Origin of the sequence: Acinetobacter sp. HA (assembly GCF_000264725.1) — a bacterium.
Classification (GTDB): domain Bacteria; phylum Pseudomonadota; class Gammaproteobacteria; order Pseudomonadales; family Moraxellaceae; genus Acinetobacter; species Acinetobacter schindleri.
The window spans coordinates 1-7,553 of sequence record NZ_AJXD01000092.1; the positions used below are offsets into that span (position 1 = coordinate 1).

At 35.1% G+C, this 7,553-nt stretch carries 10 protein-coding genes; 2 read left to right on the forward strand and 8 right to left on the reverse strand.

All coding sequences use genetic code 11. From position 1 onward, the window contains the following. Positions 1-334 precede the first annotated feature (334 nt). The 4 genes from HADU_RS11945 to HADU_RS11965 all read right to left on the reverse strand — a co-directional run bounded on the left by HADU_RS11945 (position 335) and on the right by HADU_RS11965 (position 2,967). Complete coding sequence (locus HADU_RS11945) at positions 335-1,039, reverse strand: IS6-like element IS1006 family transposase (protein WP_001067784.1); 705 nt, start codon at positions 1,037-1,039, stop codon at positions 335-337. A 45-nt stretch (positions 1,040-1,084) separates the two neighbouring features. Continuing rightward, positions 1,085-1,843 carry an alpha/beta fold hydrolase gene (locus HADU_RS11950; RefSeq protein ID WP_008306796.1) on the reverse strand — a complete coding sequence of 253 codons (759 nt, stop codon included), beginning with the start codon at positions 1,841-1,843 and terminating at the stop codon, positions 1,085-1,087. Positions 1,844-2,381: 538 nt separating this feature from the next. Then, positions 2,382-2,654, reverse strand: coding sequence for a NadS family protein (nadS, locus tag HADU_RS11960; RefSeq protein ID WP_004641921.1), 273 nt, complete (start codon positions 2,652-2,654; stop codon positions 2,382-2,384). Continuing rightward, entirely contained in the window at positions 2,647-2,967 is a 321-nt protein-coding gene (locus HADU_RS11965; protein ID WP_000897309.1) for a type II toxin-antitoxin system RelE/ParE family toxin, read from the reverse strand. The genes nadS and HADU_RS11965 overlap by 8 nt, the downstream gene beginning before the upstream one ends. A gap of 146 nt (positions 2,968-3,113) precedes the next feature. Here HADU_RS11965 and HADU_RS11970 point away from each other — a divergent pair, with 146 nt between their 5' ends. Then, positions 3,114-4,226 (forward strand): hypothetical protein, encoded by a 1,113-nt coding sequence (locus HADU_RS11970; protein ID WP_008306804.1) that lies wholly within the window; start codon positions 3,114-3,116, stop codon positions 4,224-4,226. Between the two features lie 231 nt (positions 4,227-4,457). Here HADU_RS11970 and HADU_RS11975 read toward each other — a convergent pair whose 3' ends face one another. The 4 genes from HADU_RS11975 to HADU_RS11990 form a co-directional block, all read right to left on the reverse strand. Beyond that, positions 4,458-4,718 carry a Txe/YoeB family addiction module toxin gene (locus HADU_RS11975; RefSeq protein ID WP_008306806.1) on the reverse strand — a complete coding sequence of 87 codons (261 nt, stop codon included), beginning with the start codon at positions 4,716-4,718 and terminating at the stop codon, positions 4,458-4,460. Beyond that, the gene (locus HADU_RS11980) at positions 4,702-4,968 is read right to left on the reverse strand and encodes a type II toxin-antitoxin system Phd/YefM family antitoxin (RefSeq protein ID WP_008306807.1); all 267 of its coding nucleotides are present in this window, start codon (positions 4,966-4,968) and stop codon (positions 4,702-4,704) included. Before HADU_RS11980 ends, HADU_RS11975 begins: the two co-directional genes overlap by 17 nt. Positions 4,969-5,339: 371 nt before the next feature. Beyond that, positions 5,340-5,636 carry a hypothetical protein gene (locus HADU_RS11985; protein ID WP_008306809.1) on the reverse strand — a complete coding sequence of 99 codons (297 nt, stop codon included), beginning with the start codon at positions 5,634-5,636 and terminating at the stop codon, positions 5,340-5,342. Positions 5,637-5,638: 2 nt separating this feature from the next. After that, positions 5,639-6,277 carry an AAA family ATPase gene (locus tag HADU_RS11990; protein WP_008306811.1) on the reverse strand — a complete coding sequence of 213 codons (639 nt, stop codon included), beginning with the start codon at positions 6,275-6,277 and terminating at the stop codon, positions 5,639-5,641. 398 nt (positions 6,278-6,675) lie between these two features. Here HADU_RS11990 and HADU_RS11995 point away from each other — a divergent pair, with 398 nt between their 5' ends. After that, positions 6,676-7,380, forward strand: a complete 705-nt coding sequence (locus tag HADU_RS11995; protein WP_001067784.1) for an IS6-like element IS1006 family transposase — start codon at positions 6,676-6,678, stop codon at positions 7,378-7,380. Positions 7,381-7,553 lie beyond the last annotated feature (173 nt).

Consider the following 7,553-nt stretch of genomic DNA (forward strand, 5'->3'; position numbering starts at 1 on the left):
TTTTAAAGGAAACATCATCGACTCAAATCTCTATTTGCAACAGTGCCTGATTAACCACGATTGTTTAACTAATATGAACAAAGTCGTGAAACATTGGTCAAAGAATAGGCGTGGAACGTGAAAAATCATAAAAAAAGCCCGAACAGGGATGTTCGGGCTATCAACTAGGAACTACAGCGTTGAATTTTCAAGAGAATTATAACACATTTCGTATAAGGTGTATTATGTTAATTTTAGAAAATTTAAATTTTCTCTAAGAAACTTTGGATAGCTGTTATTACCGGCACTGTTGCAAATAGAGATTTGAGTCGATGATGTTTCCTTTAAAAAGTACTTAGAGACCGAAAACCCTGTTGATTAGACACACTTCACCCTGAGGCTGACCATAATAAAATGACGATGCTTGTCCTTTACGTAGTGCACGCATGACTTCAATACCTTTAATTGTGGCATAAGCCGTCTTCATAGATTTGAATCCTAATGTGGCCCTGATGATCCGCTTTAGCTTGCCATGATCACATTCAATCACGTTATTTTTATACTTAATCTGCCTGTGCTCAAGGTCTGGTGGACATTTACCTTCCCGTTTTAACCGTGATAAAGCACGTCCATATGTGGGTGCTTTATCCGTGTTGATCACTTGTGGAATTTGCCACTTCTTCACATTATTTAAAATTTTTCCAAGAAAACAATATGCTGATTTGGTATTACGTCTAGAAGAAAGATAAAAATCAATGGTATCGCCACGTTGATCGACTGCACGATACAGATAAGACCATCGTCCATTCACTTTTACATAGGTTTCATCAATATGCCACGAGCTCAGATCTGTAGGATTACGCCAATACCAGCGTAAACGTTTTTCTATTTCAGGAGCATAACGTTGAACCCAACGGTAAATAGTCGTGTGATCAACATTCACACCCCGTTCGGCCAGCATTTCCTGCAGTTCACGATAGCTAATGCCATATTTACAATACCAGCGCACAGCCCAAAGAATGATTTCGCCCTGAAAATGCCGACCATGGAAAGGATTCATATGCTGCACCTTTAGCTAAAACAGTCTTCAGCTTACCATTCGTGGTTATTTGCAACAGTGCCTTATTACCTCTGTTTCCTTTTCTTTGTGAGGGAAATGACCACAATCTTTTAGAATTTTCAGCTCTTTATATCCATTAGAAAGCTGAATAAAGCGTTCTGGTTGACTCAAAGTTGCATATTCATCATGTTCCCCATGTATTACTAAAAGAGGACATTCTATTTTTGATATATAGGCATCTATATTCCAATTACGGAATGATGGTGATAACCAAGTATCGATCCATGCTCTTAATACCCATTCAGCTTTATCTCCATGAAACTTAGCTAATTTCTTAATGAATTGTTCATTACAAAAATTAGTTTCCGCATCTTTTATACCTTGTCGAGTAATTTCTTCCACCATAGACTGTGCGGATATAGTAATTGCTGCTTTGCAACGGTCTGGATATATAGCAGCTATTACAGCAGTCATCCCACCACCAACACTATGGCCCATAACAATAAATTGATCTATTTCTAGATGTTGTAGTACAGCAGCAAAAGTTGTTTGAGCTTCCTCCGTAATGAAATTAAGAGATAATTTTTCTAAGGGTGAGGAGTTTCCAAATCCTAAGCGATCATAAGCAATAACTTCTCTCTGGAGAAATTCAGCTAATCGTTGAGGAAAGCTTTTCCAAAGTTCAACGCTTCCTAAAGATTCATGAAGCAAAATAATGGGAGTCTTATGAGAAGCAGGGACAATCCATCGTTTAAAAAATATAGATTTATCACCCAATTTTATAGTTTCTTCTACAATATTCATTTTTTTATTCAGCTTAAAAAAGATGCTGTTATTCTAATAAAAAGTAGAGCATCTATACTGACCATAGAGTCGCCTATTTAACATAATGGCGGTTATACGAAGTACAGTTGTATATTAATTTTAAAATCAATAATTTAAAAATTTAGTCATGACCAAGAAATTAGCAGAAATCGGCTTTTGTAATAAGTTGGTGAGTTTTTAAGCGAATCTGTAACATTTTGCCAGAAAAATTGATCAATAATTGATCAATTTTCGAATCAGTGCCCATTTTAAGCGGATCCAGGTTGCGAAACTATCCCCAATTGCTGTGGATAAAATTTAGGCTATTTTGTACGCCCTGGCGTACATGAAACTCGGCCCTTTGCGGCTATCCGGAATACTGGAATTTTCCTATGATGAACTCATCGGGAACAGGAAGTTCCATACAAGAATAACAATAGATAAGCACAAGGACTGTAAGGTACGACAGGAGTTATACCGAGCGAACCAATACGAAAAACCCCGGCAGGATGCCGGGGTTTTTTATTATCTAAAATATTTAGATCAAAGTTGGATGAGCATCCAAAATACGAATTAAAGTCGCTGCAGGACCAGTCGGATAGCGTCGACCTTGCTCCCAGTTCTGTAGCGTTCTCGCGCTGATATGCAAACGTGCAGCAAACTCTGCTTGCGTTAATCCAGTTTTCTCACGTACTTCTTTAATATCCGGCAATTCAAGCTCTGTGACTCGACTGGCCTTTATCTCATTACGTTTGATGGCACCAGCTTCTTTGATTGAAGCAACCAGGTCATCAAATAAGTTGTTATCCATGAAATTGCTCCTTTACTAATTGACGCAGGATCGAGGTCTCTTTGTCTGTCAGATTATCTTTCACAGACTTTGGATAAGCCACTAGGAAAAATATCTGATCATCTTCTGTGACCCAGTAATAGATCACACGGATACCGCCACTTTTACCTTTATTACCTTGAGCACAGCGTACTTTACGAATGCCACCGCCATTCTTGATTAAGTCACCTTTATCAGGCTGTACCAAGAGATCTTGCTGGAGCTGACGATATTCTTCATCACTCACCAGCTCTTTAATTTGTTTGGTAAAAATACTGGTTTCAATGAATAGCATAGGTTTAAGTACGTCAATGGCGTATAAGAATTTTAGCATTATTGATAAAAAAATGGAAAAATCCTTAGCTTTTTTTTTAAGATTAAGAATATAGTGAATAGGATAAATAATTTTTATATTACAAAAGTTAAAGCGACTTATAAAATATGTCTGATTGGCCAATAGTCTTTAGAGAAGTTCACTTATTAGGTGGCGGATATGCCATCAACTCTCCAGAAGAAAAAGATAAAGTTTTTATTTTCCCTAATACCCTTACTAATCAAACAGCTGTATTAACATTAAAAAATTTTAACCAGTTATATTCAAGTTTAAATTCCCTAGGGCATAAAGTTATTGGCGTAAATTTTCTATATCATGAAATGCATTTTGATGGTTCAAGCCTACCAGAATATCGTTTTTATCATGATTATAAAAATGAGACTTGGGCGCATACTGAAGCACGTCAAAAGTGGGGAGAAATATCTAATTCCGCTTATCGTATGCAAAAAGGACATTTATGGGATTTATCCAAGAGAATTCAATATGTCATTGATACTATTAATAATTCTTTTTATGACTTATCTATAATATATAGAAAGCAATTAAATGCTAAAGTCATTAAAAATGATTTAAAAATTGGTCAAAAGTTTGAAGATGCCTTTTCTTCATTAATCTACGATAAATTTCAGATTTTCTTATTTAATGCATGTATTCTCAGAGACTATATTGCTGAATATGTTTTTCATTATATTGTTCCTAATGATATTAAAACTGATAAACATATGAATACCACATCAAGAATATATAAAAAATATTATGAAAAAAGGACAGTAACATCCGAGTTTGATAAGTATTTTAAGGACATTTGCTCTCCTACTGGTTGGCTTCATAAACTAGGAGTTTATAGAGATCTAGTAATGCATGCTTGTCCTCTTAGTATGCCTAATAAAAAAGCATGGGTTAGGCTGGATAGCATTAATTTAATTGGTTCACAGCAAGCGCCTCGAATAATAGCTCCTATTCCAAGGAATCCTGAACTAATTAAACTTGAGAGAAATAATTATGAATTTTTCCAAGATTTTACTAAACAAGTAGACCAATTTTTTGATCGAAGTAATGATGAAGATAAGTCTATTGATTTATTAGAGTATTCATTAGAAGTAATGCAAAATTTCTCTAAACTTCTTTGGGAAACCATTTATTTATCCCCTGTTCAGGGAGAAATAGTGGCATTTGGTCCTCACAACATTATTGGAGATATTAAAATTACAAGAAAATGATAAATCTTATAATAATTTAATGAATATCCATTTAACATAAAATCTCTTATGCGAAGTCATAGTGTAAGCCCCAAATAGTGATGTCTAGTTTCTAAAGACTAACGGGATTTCACTTCTGGCTCTAACTATGAGGAAGATTCAGACCTCTTAGCGGATAAAAGCATCATTATTCCTGCAATGAAAATAGAGAAAGGAAAGCCCCTACTCTAGTTGAGTAAGGGCTTAAATTGGTTAATAGTGAAAGCGACATTGAACAATACTTATTCGTTCATCTGTAACTTCATAAACCAATCTATGCTTTTCATCGATTCGACGACTCCAAAAGCCTGAAAGATTCGCCTTGAGTGGTTCAGGCTTTCCAGTTCCTTCAAATGGTGTACGTTGACACTCTTTGATCAAAGCATTTATTCGCTTGAGTATCTTTTTGTCTTGTGTCTGCCAATAAAGATAGTCTTCCCATGCGTTATCCGTAAACTCAATCGTCCGATTCATCTTCTATGAGATCCCTTGCAATAGTACGGGATGCACGTAATTGGGCAATTGATTCATTTAAACGAGCAGTATTATTCGGAGATGAAAGTAGATGAAGCGTTTCCATTAAGCTGTCATAGTGTTCTTGACCCATAACAACAGCATGGCTTCCTTCTTTACGAGTAATTACTGCTACATCCGCATCTTCAATAACTTTATCTAAAACGGATTTTAGATTGTTACGTACATCTGTATATGTAAATACTTGCATGTTTTGCATTTCCTAATTAAATATTTAGCCTTAAACAATATATATGGTCACTTCACTGATCTAGCATTGGTTTGGTTGGCACATTGGCTCATAGGTTCGCTATAGATACTTTATATGGACACTTAAATTAAAAAATTGGCTGTTTGAGTTCATGTTTGCAAAAACGTAGTCCTGTACAATATTTTGTACAACTTAAATGTACAACATTCTGTACAACAAGTAAAGCTCTACTTAATCTTTCAGTTAGAGTCGTTCCTTGCAAAATTTTTATAATTTTATTTAAGTTTTAATAATTTACGAAAATATTTTTTGGAAGCATTAATTTAAATAAGTTACGTAACTATTATAAGTTACGTAACTTACATAAATCATTAAGGAAGTTGTTGATTAACAATTTCTTTAATTTCCTCTGGGCTTTTTGAAGCCAGATTTTCTAATGCAATTCTTACAATACTTGATCTGTTAACACGGGCATTTTGACTTTTAACAATCAGTTCATCAATTAGTTGACTAACTTCATCATTCAAAGAAAATGTACATCTAACAAATTTTTTCTCTTTGGTTTCTAAAGCTCTTATCCTTTTTTCAGCCCCAGATATAAATACTTCTGCCAACTGATCTTCGGGAGATATTTCAACTTTCTTTTTTAAACCGTTTAATCCAGCCATGATTAAATTCCTAAAAATTCATTAGCTATATTTTTAATCTCTGCTTTTGCTTTTAGATCACTATCTACTTCAAAAACAGAAAGGCCATTTTCATCAGCATCATCATAAACATTTCTATTAGTTGTAATTGCATTTAACGCATTTATGCCAAATGATTTACATGCATCCTTTGCATCTAAAATTCGTTGAACTTGGGATGGCAACGTTGGGCATTGGGTAATAATTGCTCTCGCAATAAGATCTGGGTTGACTGTTTTAGCTAATTTTAAAACTTGTTCCATATGCGCTAATGTTTTTAAATCTCTACGTTTTGGTCTAAAAGGTAATAACATATGCGTAGCAATTGTCATTGCAGAACGTAAAGCTTCTGAATCTTGCCCACCAGCATCGATTACAATATCCTGATATCTGCCTTGAAGATCCTTGAGAACTGAACGAATATTTCCAGAAGCTTGAACTGAGGGAATATCCTTTAAATCATCATTATCGTCTCGTTCTTTTATCCAGTCAGTTGTTGTTCCTTGAGGATCAGCATCTAATAAAAGAACATCTCTATTTTTTGTTTGAAGGTATACAGCTAAATTTTGAGATAAACAGCTTTTACCAGCTCCACCTTTTTCACCACCTACTAATATGATCATAATTTTATGCAAGTTACGTAAGTTAAATATTTTACGTAATTTAGAATGATTTTAAGTAAAAATCAACTATCGTAGAAAAAAAATTAATTTAAAACTTATCCACAAGTAATTCTTTTTTTATATTTTATATATATTTTTAAATTTATTATTTATAGAACAGCTGAAAAGGTTGATATCAGTGGAATACAAAGAATTAAAGTGGACAAATTCCTACCAATAAGTGGACAGATTCCTTTATATAAAAGGACGGATTCCTTTATATAAAAGGACAGATTCCTTTATTTGTAGGGACAATTTCCTTTCATAAGTAGACAAATTCCTGTCATTAAAAAAAACGGCACTGTTGCAAATAACCACGAATGGTAAGCTGAAGACTGTTTTAGCTAAAGGTGCAGCATATGAATCCTTTCCATGGTCGGCATTTTCAGGGCGAAATCATTCTTTGGGCTGTGCGCTGGTATTGTAAATATGGCATTAGCTATCGTGAACTGCAGGAAATGCTGGCCGAACGGGGTGTGAATGTTGATCACACGACTATTTACCGTTGGGTTCAACGTTATGCTCCTGAAATAGAAAAACGTTTACGCTGGTATTGGCGTAATCCTACAGATCTGAGCTCGTGGCATATTGATGAAACCTATGTAAAAGTGAATGGACGATGGTCTTATCTGTATCGTGCAGTCGATCAACGTGGCGATACCATTGATTTTTATCTTTCTTCTAGACGTAATACCAAATCAGCATATTGTTTTCTTGGAAAAATTTTAAATAATGTGAAGAAGTGGCAAATTCCACAAGTGATCAACACGGATAAAGCACCCACATATGGACGTGCTTTATCACGGTTAAAACGGGAAGGTAAATGTCCACCAGACCTTGAGCACAGGCAGATTAAGTATAAAAATAACGTGATTGAATGTGATCATGGCAAGCTAAAGCGGATCATCAGGGCCACATTAGGATTCAAATCTATGAAGACGGCTTATGCCACAATTAAAGGTATTGAAGTCATGCGTGCACTACGTAAAGGACAAGCATCGTCATTTTATTATGGTCAGCCTCAGGGTGAAGTGTGTCTAATCAACAGGGTTTTCGGTCTCTAAGTACTTTTTAAAGGAAACATCATCGACTCAAATCTCTATTTGCAACAGTGCCTGATTAACCACGATTGTTTAACTAATATGAACAAAGTCGTGAAACATTGGTCAAAGAATAGGCGTGGAACGTGAAAAATCATAAAAAAAGCCCGAACAGGGATGTTCGGGCTATCAACTAG